This is a genomic window from Bacteroidota bacterium (assembly GCA_041658205.1).
GTDB lineage: Bacteria > Bacteroidota > Ignavibacteria > UBA10030 > UBA8401 > UBA8401.
The window spans coordinates 1955989-1971752 of sequence record JBBAAO010000001.1; the positions used below are offsets into that span (position 1 = coordinate 1955989).

Sequence of the window (15764 nt, forward strand, 5' to 3'; positions counted from 1 at the left end):
TAAACGATTCTTAATCTACTTTGTTCCACTTGTTGGAAAATTTTAACGGGAAACATTCACGACCATTTCACCACAAACACCGTCAGGTCATCGTGATAGCCTTTGGCATCAGTATAGTTCCAAACGGTTTGAATGATTGATTCTTTGATCTCTTCCGCGGAACCATGTTTGTTCGCATCCACAACATCCAGCAGCCGCTCATATCCGAACTCATCACCATTGGATGCTCGGGACTCTGTTACACCGTCTGTATAAAATACGCAGACGTCGCCACTTTTCATCATGATTTTTTGCTCTTCAACATTCTCATCAAAAATTTTCCCGGATTTTATTCCCAGACCAAGGCCGACCGGTTTTATATATTCTTTTTTCGCACCAGATATATAGAGCATCGGACAATGTCCTGCCCGTGCAACAATCAGTTCACCGGTTTTGATGTTGATTGTCGAATAAATTAAACTAATAAATGAGCGCTTGTCAATACTTGTCACCAATGCATCATTCGCTTTAATCATAAATTCGCGCGGCGACTGGTAGATTCTCGCCAAGGATTGAAAAATCCCTTTTACCTCGGCCATATAAAATGCTGCACCGACTCCTTTTCCCGAAACATCGCCAATGACGATTCCGATGAGTTCGGGATTGATTTGAACGTAATCATAATAGTCCCCCCCAACTTCAAGTGCGGGAGACGAAACAGCTTTCATGTCTACCGTTGCAAATGTTGGGAGATGTTCAGGGAGCAACCGTTTCTGCATTTCCTGTGCAAGCATTAATTCGCGCTGCAAGCGCTCCTTTTCGAATGATTTTTCAATCAAACGAGCATTCTCGATTGCAATTGCTACTTGATCAGCGAACCCTGCAAGAATGTCAACGTCGTCCTGATCGAATCCATAATCAATCTCTTTGGTTGCGTATAGAATTCCGATCACGTTTTCATGAGAGAGAAGCGGTACAATTAACAGCGAACCGACTTTCTTCAGCTTCGGCAGATGTTTCGTCCGTTTATCCGAGCTAACTTCGTCAATCATCACTACTTTTTTTGTTTGACAGACGATGGTCCGAACCGATTTTTCTCCTCCGGAAAGTATTGTTTCAATTTCATGTTCGTCGATATTGCGATGAGACATCAATCCGCTTTTATGGAACGAACCTTCAAGCGGAATAATTTCCAGCCAGACACTTGCCGCTTGAATGACCTCTGTTGTCATTTTCGTTGCCGTTTCAGCAAGATCTTTCAGATCGAACACTTGATTGATCAGACGGCTGAGATTGTGCAGCGAACTGATCTCGCTCTGTTTTCGATCGAAAGCCTCAGCCGTCGGCAAATGGAATAAGGTACTGCTGAACGACATACCGAAATAGACCGCCCCAAAAATTGATGTGATTCGTACGAACGTAAACAAGGCAGCACTATAATATTGTATTCCTTTTTCGGAACCTGCTTCACTGGAGATAATGACAAGAATTGCAAGAAATCCAAAAAAGGAGAGGAGAGAATAGAGAAGCGAATACACCTTTTCTTTTCTTGGTAGGTATGCGATCCACGCCAAACGGAATGAATTTACGATAATCATTAATATCGCAATCACCATAAAAATGACGCTCACAACTGAATCTTCCAATGGTTTATCAATCAATTCTGAAAGGGATGCAATGAGGATACTGCCGATCAGAATTAAAAAATTTCGAAGCGTCGTCTTCTTTCGCTTGTAGAGAACGAGGTCTTTTATAAAGAGGAGTGAAACGATTGCAAAAATACCAGAGACGATACTGAGAATAGACGAAAAGAAGATCGTTTGATAATCGCGAGGGAAAAGAGTCAAATCCCTTATTTCAAATCCTTTTTGTGTCAGCGGTAGAAAACTGATAATGAGATACGTTCCAAGAAAAATACCGGTAAATACTGCAACTGAACCAATTCCTTGAACTACACCCCGCTGTTTCTCCCGTTTGATGATCTGGATATAGAAATAGATCGCTGCGAACGACAAAAGAACGAATGCCCCGCGTACATACTGGAGCATTGACGACTCCAGATCGACATTTTTGGTAGCTGCGTTGATGATGAAGACGACAACGGAAAGTATGATTGCCCCGAGCAGGAGCAGGATTTTTCTGAGACGCATTGAGTGTTGTTAAGTGAATTGCCGTTCAAATATTTCGAATTTTACAGGGAAAAGTTGCACGACGTGGACAAGGTAGAAAAATATCGCTTGAATAACAACGGAGCACTTTTCACATTTCCGTTAGATTTTCATTGATTTTAGAGCGGTTTTGCGTTATATTTTTGTCCTTAAGTCATGGACGAACATTATTTTCCCAGAAAATAGTATTCTTGCCTGAAGGTTCAATCAAGAGCTACCCGTTATTAATAACGGTTTTCGTCCGTGTCTTTCGAAATATTCTATAATTCAAAACACCTGTATTTTGTGGAGGTTTATTTGTGAAAAAAAATCGCAGTAAGATATTTTTTATTGTGGCGACGTTTGGATTAGCGCTCTATTTTCTCTATCCGACCTATCAATCTTATAATTTCGAGAAAAACCTATCTACCCGCGTTGGCGAAGATAGTGCAAAATTCGTAGCTGAGAATGAAGCGTCCATTCGCAATGCAAAAGGAAAGCGTATTAAACTCGGTTTGGACTTGCAAGGTGGTATGCGCGTAGTGATGGAAGTAAATGTGTTGAAGATGCTAGAGCAAATCGCAAAAAATAAAGACGACCAGTTTACACAAATAATGACTGACGTTGCAAAAGAAGCGCAAACCAACGATGCTAATATTATTACCTTGTTTCAACGTGCCTTCGATGCAAAACAAATTCGATTGAGCCGCTACTATGGAACCTTGCGCGAAGATAATGATAGAATCTTAAGCCGTCTGCAAGATGAAACCGATAAAGCGGTGGACAGAGCGATGGAAATCGTTCGTAACCGTGTTGATCAATACGGTGTGTCCGAACCAGCCATCCAAAAACAAGGTGGACGAAGAATTATTGTTGAACTTCCGGGTGTTTCCAAAGAAGATGAAGTTCGTCAATTGTTGCAGGGAACAGCTCTTCTGGAATTTAAATTGATGAAAGATCCGGATATCATCTACAAAACAATGGAAGCCGTAGATAAATATCTTGCTGGAAAAGGGTATACGGACACAACATCATCAGGTGATTCTGCGAAGAAAACAACCACAGCGAAAAACACATTGTCTGCACTCAGCAATGCTTCGGACACTGCTGCAAACGCTGTTGCTGATGCACAAAAAACACCTGAGCAGCTTGCAAAAGAACATCCGTTCCTTTTCCTTGCGAGACCAAATCAGCAGGGAAATGGCGAAGCGTATGTTTCTGAGCACGATAAAGACAAAGTGTTAAAAATTCTCGCTCGTCCCGATGTGCAAAAATTATTGCCGTCCGATTTGGCATTTTATTTTTCATCGAAACATCTGTTTATCAGCGAAGGGATAAAGTATTACAGTCTCTTTGGATTGAAGAAAACTCCTGAGTTGACTGGAAGCGTTGTTGTCAATGCACAGGCAACAATCGATCCGAGCTTCAATCAACCGATCGTCACAATGGAGATGAATAACGAGGGTTCACGCGAATGGGCACGCATCACAGGTGCCAATGTGAACAAACGTATGGCCATTGTCTTGGATGATGCCGTATTTTCCGCGCCAAATATTCGCGGAAAAATTACGGGAGGTCGTTCGCAAATTGAAGGAATGGAAAATATTGATGAAGCACGGCTGCTTGAGATCATCCTAAAAGCCGGTGCGCTTCCTGCACCGGTAGAGATTATGGAACAACGAAGCGTTGGACCGTCGCTTGGAGAAGATTCGATTTCAGCCGGCACTATTTCATTCTTAATGGCTTTTGCGTTGATCGTCGGATTCATGATTATGTATTACCGCACTGGCGGCCTGGTAGCGAATGTTGCATTATTTGTGAACACATTATTCATCTTCGCTATCCTAGCTGCATTCGGAGGAACACTGACGCTCCCCGGTATTGCCGGTATCGTATTGACAGTGGGTATGGCGGTTGATGCGAACGTGCTGATCTTTGAACGTATTAGAGAAGAACTTGCAACACATAAGACATTACGCGCATCAATCGATGCAGGATATGACAAAGCATTCAGCGCAATTTTTGATTCGAACATCACAACACTCTTCTCCGGTATCGTGCTTTATCAATTCGGTACAGGACCTATTCAAGGGTTTGCATTAACACTGATGATGGGTGTGACGGCAAACTTGTTTACAGCAATCGTAATCACTCGCGTTGTATTCGACATTATGGTCGACCGCGGTACCACTGAAATCAATTTTGGATAAGATTTAGGAGCAGTATAAGAATGAGAATTTTAGAAAAAACAAATATCGATTTTATGGCTACCAGAAAGATTTGGTATTCCATTTCCTTGGTAGTCATTGTTGCCGGCATTATTGGAGCTTTTATTAGAGGTGTTTCCTTCGGGATCGATTTCCTCGGGGGGACGGAAACTCTCGTCCGTTTTGAAACGGCACCCGCTATCTCCGAAGTTCGCGATGCTGTTCAAGGTGCCGGATTCACCAGCACTGAAATTAAATCATTCGGATCGTCCAGAGATATTTTAATCAGGACACCCGAACAACGAGAAGGAACAACTACTCTCGATGCAATACGCCAAAGTTTGCTGGCAAAGTTTCAAAACAACCATTTCACTATTTTGAAAGAAGATAAGATTGGACCAAAGATCGGCGCAGAATTGAGAACAAACGCGATCTATGCGATTTTTTCTGCTCTGTTGATCATCATGCTCTATGTCGGATTCCGATTCCAATTCATTTATGGACTGGCCGGTGTTATCGCGTTGTTCCATGATGTGATAGCAACATTTGGTATTATCGTTCTATTGAATGGACTCTCCCCCTATCTGAATCTGGAAATTGATCAGAACATTATGGCTGCATTTCTGACCTTGGTCGGGTTTTCCATTAACGATACTGTGGTGATTTTCGACCGCGTTCGTGAGAATTTGAAAACCCATAAGACTGAAGATCTTTCCACAATCATGAACCGTTCCGTGAATGAAACATTAAGCCGTTCCATTATTACAAACGGAACAGTTTTCCTCGTACTGATTGTTCTTGTGATCTTCGGCGGCGAAGTAAATCGCGGATTTGCGTTCACATTCTTTATTGGATCTATCTTGGGGACGTATTCAACAATTTACATCGCTAGTGCAATCGTATTAGATTTTACCCTGCGTCAATCGAAAAAGAAAAAATCGTAACACTTCTTATACTCCCCTTTTTTATCGGAGGGGAGATTTACTACCAACTGCGAGAATCGTATGAAGTTCTCAACAAAAGAATTGAACGAAGTCACCGTCATCAAGATGGAAGGCAGCATGCTTGGCGGACCGGAAGCATCGGAATTAAACAGTGCGCTTCACAAACTGCTCGATGCAAAGAAAAAATTGATCGTCGTTGATCTCGGAGGTGTTTCGTTAATGAATAGTTCCGGACTCGGCATGCTGATCGGTGCCGTAACCACTATGCGTAACGCTGGGGGTAATTTGAAGATTGCTTCTGCCACTGAAAAAGTCTCTCAGGTGTTCAAAATGACCAAAGTGAGTAGTGTTATTGAACTTCATGATACGGTGAAAGGTGCGGTAGAAAGTTTTAAGTAATTATATCGAATATTAGTTTACAATAAAAAAGGCGACAGTTGGTCGCCTTTTTTATTGTCATCCCACTTCTTCAGCATACTTCAGAATAACATCACTCTTACTATCGTATCCCCAACCATCATTTGATCTACTATCTTACTATCTGTTGTATATCCAAATATTGTATAGCGAAAATCTAAATGCGGCGTAGGACAATGCGTGATAAACCATTGAGAACCTTCGGTATCTTTTCCGGAACTGGCCATTCCCACGGCGCCAGTTTTGTATTTACCATGAGGATGCACTTCAGTCCGAATCGAATAGTTTGGTCCCCCACTCCCATTCCCTAACGGATCGCCCCCTTGAATTACAAAATTGCTTACTACGCGATGAAATGAAAGTCCGTCATAGAACTTTTTTTGAGAAAGAAGAATGAAATTTAAAACAGTAAATGGTGCAGCTTCTTTATCAAATGTGATTCGTATCGTTCCTTTCGATGTCGTTACTTCGGCTCCCTTATATTTAGCAAGGAGTGAGATGTCTCCCGGTGAATACAATGGCTTATAACTGTTTGGATTTTTGATAAATTGAATTGGTGAATCTTTACCAGTAATTGATTGATACGCTTTTTCTGCTGCGGTGCGAATAACATTGTTCTGCTCTGATAATCCTTTTTGGACGACAGCAAGAACAGATGAGTCACCGATTTCAGAGAAGACATTCAACAATTCCACCATCGGTTCCAGATCGATCTCTTGCTTCATCCTATTATAGGATGTTATAAGTGCAGAAAGGTAAATTTTTCTAGTCGACTTGGTAAATGATGTATCCTGAAAAGCAACGGCGGCTGAATACGAAATACCGGGATCATTCTTCCCAAACATCAATATCGCTGTTTTCAGAAAATCTTTCTTCACCTGCTCGTTTGACCGTTGTGCGATGATTTGATACGATTCGATACCGGCAATAATTACAAGCGATTGGTTCGATTGAAAAATTGCTTCTTTGATCATCGGAATAGCCTTTTCCGATCGTGTTTCCCCATAGGATCGTACTCTCTGTGCGGAAACAAACGGTAACTCCCCCTTCCAATTTCCAATCAATGGAATGGCACGCTCTCCAAGCCTTTTCGCTATGAACTTTCGTATTTCCTCTCGCACAGAAACAGCGTAATTTTTTGACTGAAGCCTTGCAATCCATTTGGCACTATCGCTGAACGGAGCCTCACTTGGAAACATCCCATCACATGTTGCCATTGCAGTAAGCGCGACATGTTCGTTCTTGTCCGCAATTAAACCTTCAATATCGCTTTTAACGATACTCTTCGTACGCAATGCCCGTATCGCATTTACACGCACACGCCAGTCTTTATCTTTTTTCGCACTTGTTCTTAATCGATCTATAGTGACATTATCATTTAATGCTCCCAACGCAGTAGCACTCCACATCCGGACTGACGTAGAAGTATTTGTGAGCTGGCGATGTAGTTTTTCTTTATGATTATTCGTCACTGTCGTATCATTGATACGCATTAATGCATATGTCGCATTGATAACGCTGTTATTTTCGTATAATAATGTCGCTATAAATTTTGAAGCAGCAATATCCTTCACTTTGCGATTGATAAAACGAATAATCGCCTGAGCAACATACGGTCTCCATTCGATTGGGTAATCTTCCGCTTGCACTACAATTTTTTTCAGGTCATCGGGAGTTCCGCAAAGTCCAATAGCATTAAAATATTCCGATACACAATCATCTTCCCGCTCAACTGCTAAACGTCGAAAAAGAAACGATGTTCCTTTAGGATGGCCCATCATTCCAAGCGCAAAGGCAGCCATAGAACGGACTTTTGGCATATCATCATTCAATAATTGGGCTGCTTCGTCCAGAGCAGTTGTATCCTGAATATTCGCGAATGCCAATAAGGCCAATTCCCGCTCTCGGGCATTCTCTGACTTTAGAAACGAAAATAGCTCAGAAGTTTGTTCAACACGTTTATCTTGAATCGTTCGAATGGTGATGTCATTTCCTGATTGGGGAAACAAGAAGACTGGGATGAGTAATATTTGGAGTATATTTTTCATAGATCATTCCGTCCAACCAGTATTACTCGACACAATCATTTTTAGTGTGGATCATCAGATGGGTAGTTTAAACAAAGCAATTGCATTTGCAGTAGTAGTATTTGCAACAACATCAGTTGAAACATTCAGTGTTTCGGCAATCTTTTGAGCTATAAGGGGGATGTATGATGGTTCGTTTCTTTTCCCGCGAAATGGAACCGGAGTCAAATACGGTGAATCGGTTTCTACCATAACATTGTCCAACCCAATCTGTTTTAGCACGTCGGACATAGTTCCTTTTTTGAACGTGATGGGCCCTGGAAAAGAGACAAGAAATTTATTTTCGAACAATACTGCCGCCTGCGCTGCGTCGCCGGTAAAGCAATGAAACACTCCGCGTTTTCCTTCCCTTTTCCATTCCGAATGTGCATGAGCATGGCGTACAACAATATCAATCGCATCCTGAACAGAATCCCGGGTGTGGACGATAATCGGAAGATCGCGCTGAATAGCAAGTTCTATCTGTTTGGAGAAAATCTCTTTTTGATAGTCGCGCGGCGAAGTATCATAAAAATAATCAATACCGATCTCTCCAATCGCCACCACTTTAGGATGATGCGACATTTCCTCGATCTGTATTAATCGTTCTTCCGTATACTCTTTCAAATCAAGTGGGTGAAAACCAACGGTGACGAACATAGAAGAATATTTTTCAGCCAGCGTTATTGCTTCTTTCGCCGTTTGATGATTCGTTGCCGGTACGATGAAATATTTCACTCCCGCCTCATGTGCCCTTGCAATGACGGCGTCTAAGTCGTTTTTGTAATCTTCGTAAAAAAGATGGCAGTGTGAATCAATAAACATATTTATACCAGAGATACCTTCCCGAAGTCTTTTTCCAGAATGAGAATTTAGAAGCACCTCGAAATATTTGAATTCTTCGGATTTTCAAAAAATCAATCCAAATATTCCGTCGTCCTTCATCGAGTGCAACAGCAAAGAGATATCCCGAATCTCTGACACACTGTTTTATTTTTTCATTCACAAAACCGTGAGGATAGGCAAACGAAATCACTCTTTGTTTCAATTGTTGCTCAATAGTAGATTTTGATTCTGTAATTTCCGCCGTTAATTCTTTGTCGGAGATAAGGTTCATTTTTGGCCTGCTATACGAAGCCGAACCGATCTCAAAACCGTTTGCACTCAATTCTTTCGCCTCTGCAAATGTCAATGGTAGATTCCCATCAGTGCTTGTAAGATTGGTTTGTAGGAAAAATACTCCAGTGAAACCGTATTTTTTTAACAATGGATAAGCAGTAATAAAATTTTCTTTAAAGGAATCGAATGTTAGAATAACCGGTTTGGGAGGTATCGGTGTTTTAAAAGACGCAATCGATTCTAAGTCGTAAAAATTGAGCGGCGTAAAGCCCTTTTCTTTCAGAAATTGAAGTTGAGCCTCAAATTCCGATTGATCTATTGCACGTTCATCTCCATGCGGGATGTCAATACTGGAGAATTTTAATAGACTCGTAAACCGGGGAGTTTGAACAGACGAGGTATTGCTATTTTTGGAAATACGCTGATACGATAATACAGGGATCTCATTAATCCCTTTTTTCTTCGCAATGGCTTCGGTATAAACAACGCTCATCTGCGATGAAACGCTGTTAATCTCAAAATTGTCTTCAATAAATTTTCGTCCCCATTCTCCAGAAAATTTCTCAGGATGCTCCAACAGAGCCAGAATCGATCGGACTGATCTCTCAACATCGATCGGTCGGCGCGCGTCCAGGTCACCAAAGTTTGTCACCAATGCTTCCCGCTCCGTTTCCTCAGAAATGAGCCCCACATAATTTGATTCTCCTATGGAAACAACGGGAACTCCGCAAGCTATCGCTTCCATCGCAACACGGCCGGAACCAATGATGAGATCAGAATTGCGATAAACAAGTTCGACATTATTGCTGAACCCTTTTGCAAAAATGAATTCCGTACCGACTCTCTTATTGGTCATCTCAATAGCGGGTATAATCTTACTCTTTTCGTTCATTCCGCCGATAATATGGAACTCCACATTTTTGTATCGTTCGAATATTTTTGGGAATATCTGTTCCACGATAATCAACAGGGTATCCCCTTTGAATCCTGACAACCGACCAACAAAGGAGACGATTTTCTTAGCGCGTTTTGGAGGAGTATGTTTTTTGAAGTTCCATTTGGTAAGGTCGATCCCGTTATGAACAAGCGAGAGTGAATCCAGTTCGTATTGAAGATCATGATTGAGGTGATCATAGATCGATTTGCAGACCGCAACACGTTTTTCGCCGTATACGGAAAACATTTTGGATGAAAAATGAAGGTGTTGCCTTCCATGAATAGAGGAAACCAAAGGAACATTTCCTTGCCGAGTGGCGAAATAGGATACCCAGCTTGCAGCTCGCGAATGGGCATGAACAACATCAATGTTATTTTTACCGATGAACTCTTTTAAAAAGGAGATATTCTTCCATCGTTGAGCAACATCACGTTTTCCGATGGGATGGGCGATTATCTTTGCGTTGGTATTTGTGTAAAAATTATCCGAAATAATAAATACAGAATGACCATTTGCTATTTGTGTATCCGCTAGTGTTGCTGCAAATGTTTCTGCACCCGTTACCTCAAATTGTGAGAGTACCTGTAAAATATTCACAGGGATCTCCTTCTGGGGTAACGGGCAAGAGCACAGTGAAACACCAATAAGGAATTCGGAGCACTAAAACGTAGATTAAAAGATCTCATTTGTTAAATTTGGACAGATTTTTCTACAAAATCACGAAAAAAGTTGTATATTTCACAAGAAAATTAAAGGATGCCGCTATGAAAGTTTCGACTCTCTTCATTCTAACTGTACTGTTTTCATCGTTCATCTTTTCGCAAAATATTTTAGAGATGCATAATCCAAGCGAGACACTCTCCGCAGAAAAATGTTATGATGTTATCAAGACAGTTTGGGACGGTTTAAAGAAAATCTCCGAAGATCATCAAACCGAAGCTTCCGAAAAGAATGAATTTGAATCTACTGCAGAGTATAACGGCCGCATTCAAAAGAGTAAAGATGATTTCATCAACAAGATCAGAAAATTCTACAGCGATAACAAACTAAATTCCCAAGAATATTCTGTATGGTTGAAAGCAGAGTTGGCACGTTACGATGCCGACAATCAAACGTACGGTTTAAAATCTGCGACACAAATCCTTGTCCAACCTAAGAAAAATGAAATTGCTGTCATTGTTCCTTCCAATAAATATGTGACGATGACGGAAAAAAATTCCGGAGGCTACCGCAGAGCATATATTCATTTGAACACCAATCCGGAATTCACATGGTTTGTTAACAAGCAAACTGCACAAGAAGCAAAAAATAAAGAACAAAATATTTTCTTCAAAATGGCATTCACATTTGATATTTCATTCAACGAATCCGCTAACCAAATTGTCCTGCAAATAGTACCCACGAAACTTTCACTCATGAGTAAAATTGAAAATTTCACCTATTGGAGCGAGGATATTCGTTGAGGAGGGTGGTATGAACGAATTCAAACAAAGTATTCTTGATCTCATAACAGATACATCCAGTAATCTCCCCCCTGATGTTCGCAAAGCCATTAAAGCTGCACAACAGAAGGAATCGAGCGGAACCCGCTCCGCAATGGCATTAGAGACCATTGCTACCAATATTGATATGGCATGCGAAAATGTCGGCCCGATTTGCCAGGATACCGGTATGCTATCATTCTATATTCACACACCTGTCGGTGCAAACCAAATCGAAATGAAACACTGGATTCGCGAAGCAGTGTCCGAATGTACGAAATCGGGAAAACTTCGTTCCAATTCAGTCGATTCACTGACGGGAAAAAACAGTGGCACAAATCTTGGCGAAGGCACCCCAATTATGCATTGGGAGCAGTGGGAAAATAATGACGAGATTGAAATAAAGTTGATCCTTAAAGGAGGCGGGTGCGAAAATAAAAATATTCAATATTCCCTTCCGATGGAACTGGAACATGTGGGAAAAGCTGGACGCAATCTCGAGGGAATTCGAAAATGCATCTTGCACGCTGTATGGCAGGCACAAGGTCATGGCTGCTCCATTGGAGCGATCGGTGTCTGCGTCGGCGGAGATAGAATGTCCGGATATGAGCACGCCAAAATGCAATTGTTTCGTACCATTGACGATGTCAATCCGAATCCGACACTGGCAGAATTAGAAAATTATGTGATGAATCACGTTAACAGCCTTAAGATTGGAACAATGGGTTTTGGCGGAAATTCTACATTAATTGCGTGCAAAGTTGGCGCGCAGAATAGATTGCCTGCCAGTTTTTTTGTTTCTGTAGCATACGATTGCTGGGCTTTCCGTCGACAAGGAGTCATTCTGGACGCAAAGACCGGAAAGATTAAACGCTGGATGTATAAGGAAGACGCTCCAACGATTAAAATGAGTACCAAAAGTGAAATTACTCTTACCGGTAACGAAATTGTACTGAATACACCTATCACCGAAGAAAAGATCCGATCATTAAAAGTTGGAGATGTTGTCCTAATCAGCGGAAAAATGTTCACCGGCCGCGATGCGATCCATGCACATTTAATGACGAATGATCCTCCGGTCGACCTTCATGGACAGGTATTATACCACTGCGGTCCTGTAACAATAAAAGAAAATGGAAAATGGAAAATAACTGCCGCAGGTCCCACGACAAGCAGCCGGGAAGAACCGTATCAGGCAGACATCATTAAAAATTACGGAGTTCGTGCAATTGTTGGCAAAGGCGGAATGGGTAAAAAAACCCTCGCCGCTTTGAAAGAACATGGCGCAGTCTATCTGAATGCGATCGGCGGAGCAGCGCAATATTATGCAAAATGTATCACGTCCGTAGACGGAGTTGATCTTGAAGAATTCGGCCTGCCTGAAGCAATGTGGCATTTGACGGTGAAAAATTTCCCGGCGATTGTGACAATGGATGCCAACGGAAACAGCCTGCATGCAGAAATCGAAAATGCGTCGGCAAAAGAACTTTTAACACTTGCTCCATCAGTTTACTAACTTTTCACTGGAGAACTATGCCAAACGACACCCTTACTATTACTGATAATCGCACAGGGAAATCATACGAAATGCCGATTACCTACGGCACAATACATGCAACAGACTTGCGTAAGATCAAAGTTCATGATGATGACTTCGGCATGATGACGTATGATCCCGCTTTTATGAATACTGCCTCATGCAAAAGCACGGTCACGTTCATCGACGGTGATAAAGGAATCCTTCGGTACCGAGGTTATCCTATTGAACAACTGGCAGAAAAAAGTTCTTACGTTGAAGTAACATATCTGCTCCTCTTCGGAGAACTTCCCACAAAAGAACAGTTGGTTGCGTGGGAAAATAAAATTACGATGCACACGTACATTCATGAAAATTTAAAGAAGTTGATGGAAGGCTTTCGGTATGATGCTCATCCAATGGGGATGTTCATCAGCACCGTAGCGGCGCTTTCAACATTCTACCCGGAAGCAAACAAGATATTTGATGCAGAAATAAGGCAAAAACAAATTTTACGGTTGATCGGCAAAGTTCCAACCATTGCTGCGTTTTCCTATCGTCATATCAAAGGAATGCCATATATTTATCCGAATAACGACCTCTCGTTCATTCAGAATTTTTTAAATATGATGTACAGTATCGGTACCCCCCGATATGAAGTTCCTTCAATCTTCGAGAAAGCATTGAATATCCTCTTCATTCTTCATGCAGATCATGAGCAGAACTGCAGCACCAGTGCTATGAGAAACGTCGGAAGCTCTCATGTCGATCCATATTCCTCTACTGCCGCAGCGGCAGCAGCGTTGTACGGTCCGCTGCATGGCGGCGCAAATGAAGCGGTGTTAAAGATGCTCGACCATATCGGCGACATTAAACAAGTTCCTGCATTCATTGAAAAAGTAAAAAAAGGTGAGGGACGTTTAATGGGATTTGGACATCGCGTCTACAAAAACTATGATCCCCGTGCAAAAGTGATTAAAAAGCTTGCAGACGATATGTTCAAGGTAACCGGCGTCGATCCGAAACTGGAGATCGCTCTTGAACTTGAACGAATCGCGTTAACCGATGAATATTTCGTAAAGCGTAAACTGTATCCAAATGTGGATTTCTATTCCGGATTGATCTATAAAGCAATGGGTTTCCCGATGGAATTCTTTCCGGTACTCTTCGCTATCCCCCGCACCTCAGGTTGGATTACCCATTGGCAGGAAATGATTTTAGATGAAGAGCAAAAGATTGCTCGTCCCCGCCAGATTTACTTGGGACATGATACTCGAGATTATGTCGCCATTGACAAGCGTAAATAATTGATTTTTCCACAAAGCGTCCCACAACAATGGGACGTTTTTTTTATTATGAGACAACTATGAAAGCAACAATCAATTCCTCTCTGATGCGCTTTATTGATGTCGGATCACAGAATTCGACGCCAATCATCTTTATTCACGGTTTCCCGTTTAGTCATAAGATGTGGAATTTCCCCGGCGGACAGATTGATGCGTTAAGTGCAACCAACCGTGTGATTGCCTACGACATTCGTGGACATGGTGAAAGCGAAGTCGGTTCCGCACATTATGCCATCGAACTGTTTGTCGATGATCTGTTTGCCTTAATGGATCATCTGAATATTCCCAAAGCGATCCTCTGCGGACTTTCCATGGGTGGCTACATTGCACTTCGCGCCGTCGAACGAAATCCCGAACGCGTCATTGGACTCGTTTTATGCGATACAAAAAGTGAAGCTGATGGAAATGAAGCAAAAATTAAGCGTGCCAACGGCATTAAATTTATTCAAGCCAATGGGATGAAGTACTACGCACAGGATTATGTGAAGATCGTTTTTGCTCCCTCGTCGTTCGATGCTCACCCTGAATCAATCAAAGCAATACAAAGTATTGTGGAACGTACAGCACCGACGGCGATCTTTGGATCTCTTCTTGCACTTGCAGCACGGACAGATACCACAGTGAGTCTTCCAAAAATCACATGCCCCACGCTTATCCTTGTTGGAGAAAAAGATACATTGACTCCTTTAGCCGCCTCGCAAGCAATGAAGGACAATATACCCGGAGCAGAAATGTTTGTCATAGCGAATGCAGGTCATATCAGCAATATGGAGAATCCTGCGGAATTTAATAAACACCTTATCGCATTTGTAACGAAGATCAAATAATTTTTGCATTCGTTGTGCAGGGCGTCTTATGAAGACGTGCTACACAATATTTTTACCCCCATGGCCTCAACCATACATTCCTTACACAAAGAAATTATTGATTGCCGAAAATGTCCCCGTTTAGTGCAATGGCGTGAAGAAATTGCTCAGACGAAAACAAAACGGTTTATGGATCAGGATTATTGGGGAAAACCTGTCCAGGGATTTGGCGATCCTAATGCGCAAATATTACTGGTAGGATTGGCGCCGGCTGCTCACGGTGCGAATCGTACGGGAAGAATGTTTACGGGAGATGAAAGCGGCAATTGGCTATATCGGGCATTGTGGAAAGCAGGATTTGCCAATCAAAACAACTCAACAACGCGCAACGATGGATTAATCTTGAAGAACTGTTACATCACTGCAACGTGTCGCTGCGCTCCGCCGCAAAATAAACCATTACCCTCCGAGATTCAAAATTGTCGTCCGTTTATACTGCAGGAATTTCATTTACTGAAGAACCTGCGCGTCGTTATCGGATTAGGAAAAATCGGATTTGATGCTGCGTTCGATTGCATAAAAGAACTCGGTTGGACGAAATTGAAATCGAGGCCAAAATTTTCTCACGGCACTGTGATTGCGATTCATTCCCGCCTGACACTGATTGGTAGTTACCATCCAAGCCAGCAAAATACGTTTACCGGTAAACTGACAAAAAAAATGTTCAACGCTATTTTTACCAAAACAAAAAAACTGCTTTAAAATAACAAGTCCCGCATTTGCGGGACTTGTTACACTA

At 41.9% G+C, this 15764-nt stretch carries 12 protein-coding genes; 8 read left to right on the forward strand and 4 right to left on the reverse strand.

The window, feature by feature from the left end:
• Positions 1-56 precede the first annotated feature (56 nt).
• Positions 57-2129, reverse strand: coding sequence for a GAF domain-containing SpoIIE family protein phosphatase (locus WDA22_08090; GenBank protein ID MFA5833421.1), 2073 nt, complete (start codon positions 2127-2129; stop codon positions 57-59).
• Between the two features lie 317 nt (positions 2130-2446).
• Between WDA22_08090 and secD the strand changes: the two genes are divergently transcribed.
• The 3 genes from secD to WDA22_08105 are packed head-to-tail and all read left to right on the forward strand — an operon-like array spanning position 2447 to position 5676.
• The gene (gene secD, locus WDA22_08095) at positions 2447-4336 is read left to right on the forward strand and encodes a protein translocase subunit SecD (protein ID MFA5833422.1); all 1890 of its coding nucleotides are present in this window, start codon (positions 2447-2449) and stop codon (positions 4334-4336) included.
• Between the two features lie 20 nt (positions 4337-4356).
• Positions 4357-5277: a protein translocase subunit SecF gene (gene secF / locus WDA22_08100; protein MFA5833423.1), complete on the forward strand. Its 921-nt coding sequence runs from the start codon at positions 4357-4359 to the stop codon at positions 5275-5277.
• Between the two features lie 60 nt (positions 5278-5337).
• Positions 5338-5676 carry an STAS domain-containing protein gene (locus WDA22_08105; GenBank protein MFA5833424.1) on the forward strand — a complete coding sequence of 113 codons (339 nt, stop codon included), beginning with the start codon at positions 5338-5340 and terminating at the stop codon, positions 5674-5676.
• An 80-nt stretch (positions 5677-5756) separates the two neighbouring features.
• Here WDA22_08105 and WDA22_08110 read toward each other — a convergent pair whose 3' ends face one another.
• Genes WDA22_08110 through WDA22_08120 form a run of 3 tightly spaced genes read right to left on the reverse strand, consistent with a single transcriptional unit; the run spans position 5757 to position 10413 of the window.
• Positions 5757-7742 carry a peptidylprolyl isomerase gene (locus WDA22_08110; GenBank protein ID MFA5833425.1) on the reverse strand — a complete coding sequence of 662 codons (1986 nt, stop codon included), beginning with the start codon at positions 7740-7742 and terminating at the stop codon, positions 5757-5759.
• Between the two features lie 54 nt (positions 7743-7796).
• Entirely contained in the window at positions 7797-8585 is a 789-nt protein-coding gene (locus WDA22_08115; GenBank protein MFA5833426.1) for a TatD family hydrolase, read from the reverse strand.
• Positions 8575-10413 carry a polysaccharide deacetylase family protein gene (locus tag WDA22_08120; protein MFA5833427.1) on the reverse strand — a complete coding sequence of 613 codons (1839 nt, stop codon included), beginning with the start codon at positions 10411-10413 and terminating at the stop codon, positions 8575-8577. The genes WDA22_08115 and WDA22_08120 overlap by 11 nt, the downstream gene beginning before the upstream one ends.
• 167 nt (positions 10414-10580) lie before the next feature.
• Here WDA22_08120 and WDA22_08125 point away from each other — a divergent pair, with 167 nt between their 5' ends.
• From WDA22_08125 to WDA22_08145, 5 genes are read left to right on the forward strand one after another with little or no spacing between them, the layout of a single operon-like run.
• Positions 10581-11279, forward strand: coding sequence for a hypothetical protein (locus WDA22_08125; protein MFA5833428.1), 699 nt, complete (start codon positions 10581-10583; stop codon positions 11277-11279).
• A 10-nt stretch (positions 11280-11289) separates the two neighbouring features.
• On the forward strand, positions 11290-12813 hold the full coding sequence (locus WDA22_08130) for a fumarate hydratase (protein ID MFA5833429.1): 1524 nt from the start codon (positions 11290-11292) through the stop codon (positions 12811-12813).
• Between the two features lie 17 nt (positions 12814-12830).
• On the forward strand, positions 12831-14120 hold the full coding sequence (locus tag WDA22_08135) for a citrate synthase (GenBank protein ID MFA5833430.1): 1290 nt from the start codon (positions 12831-12833) through the stop codon (positions 14118-14120).
• A 29-nt stretch (positions 14121-14149) separates the two neighbouring features.
• Positions 14150-14986: an alpha/beta fold hydrolase gene (locus WDA22_08140; GenBank protein ID MFA5833431.1), complete on the forward strand. Its 837-nt coding sequence runs from the start codon at positions 14150-14152 to the stop codon at positions 14984-14986.
• A gap of 60 nt (positions 14987-15046) precedes the next feature.
• Positions 15047-15727 (forward strand): uracil-DNA glycosylase, encoded by a 681-nt coding sequence (locus tag WDA22_08145; GenBank protein ID MFA5833432.1) that lies wholly within the window; start codon positions 15047-15049, stop codon positions 15725-15727.
• Positions 15728-15764: the final 37 nt, after the last annotated feature.

Coding starts and splice junctions, on each gene's coding strand:
- WDA22_08090 (MFA5833421.1), bottom strand. CDS start 2,129: ATGCGTCTCAGAAAAATCCTGCTCCTGCTCGGGGCAATCATACTTTCC.
- WDA22_08115 (MFA5833426.1), bottom strand. CDS start 8,585: ATGTTTATTGATTCACACTGCCATCTTTTTTACGAAGATTACAAAAAC.
- WDA22_08130 (MFA5833429.1), top strand. CDS start 11,290: ATGAACGAATTCAAACAAAGTATTCTTGATCTCATAACAGATACATCC.
- secF (MFA5833423.1), top strand. CDS start 4,357: ATGAGAATTTTAGAAAAAACAAATATCGATTTTATGGCTACCAGAAAG.
- WDA22_08110 (MFA5833425.1), bottom strand. CDS start 7,742: ATGAAAAATATACTCCAAATATTACTCATCCCAGTCTTCTTGTTTCCC.
- WDA22_08140 (MFA5833431.1), top strand. CDS start 14,150: ATGGGACGTTTTTTTTATTATGAGACAACTATGAAAGCAACAATCAAT.
- WDA22_08105 (MFA5833424.1), top strand. CDS start 5,338: ATGAAGTTCTCAACAAAAGAATTGAACGAAGTCACCGTCATCAAGATG.
- WDA22_08135 (MFA5833430.1), top strand. CDS start 12,831: ATGCCAAACGACACCCTTACTATTACTGATAATCGCACAGGGAAATCA.
- WDA22_08125 (MFA5833428.1), top strand. CDS start 10,581: ATGAAAGTTTCGACTCTCTTCATTCTAACTGTACTGTTTTCATCGTTC.
- WDA22_08145 (MFA5833432.1), top strand. CDS start 15,047: ATGGCCTCAACCATACATTCCTTACACAAAGAAATTATTGATTGCCGA.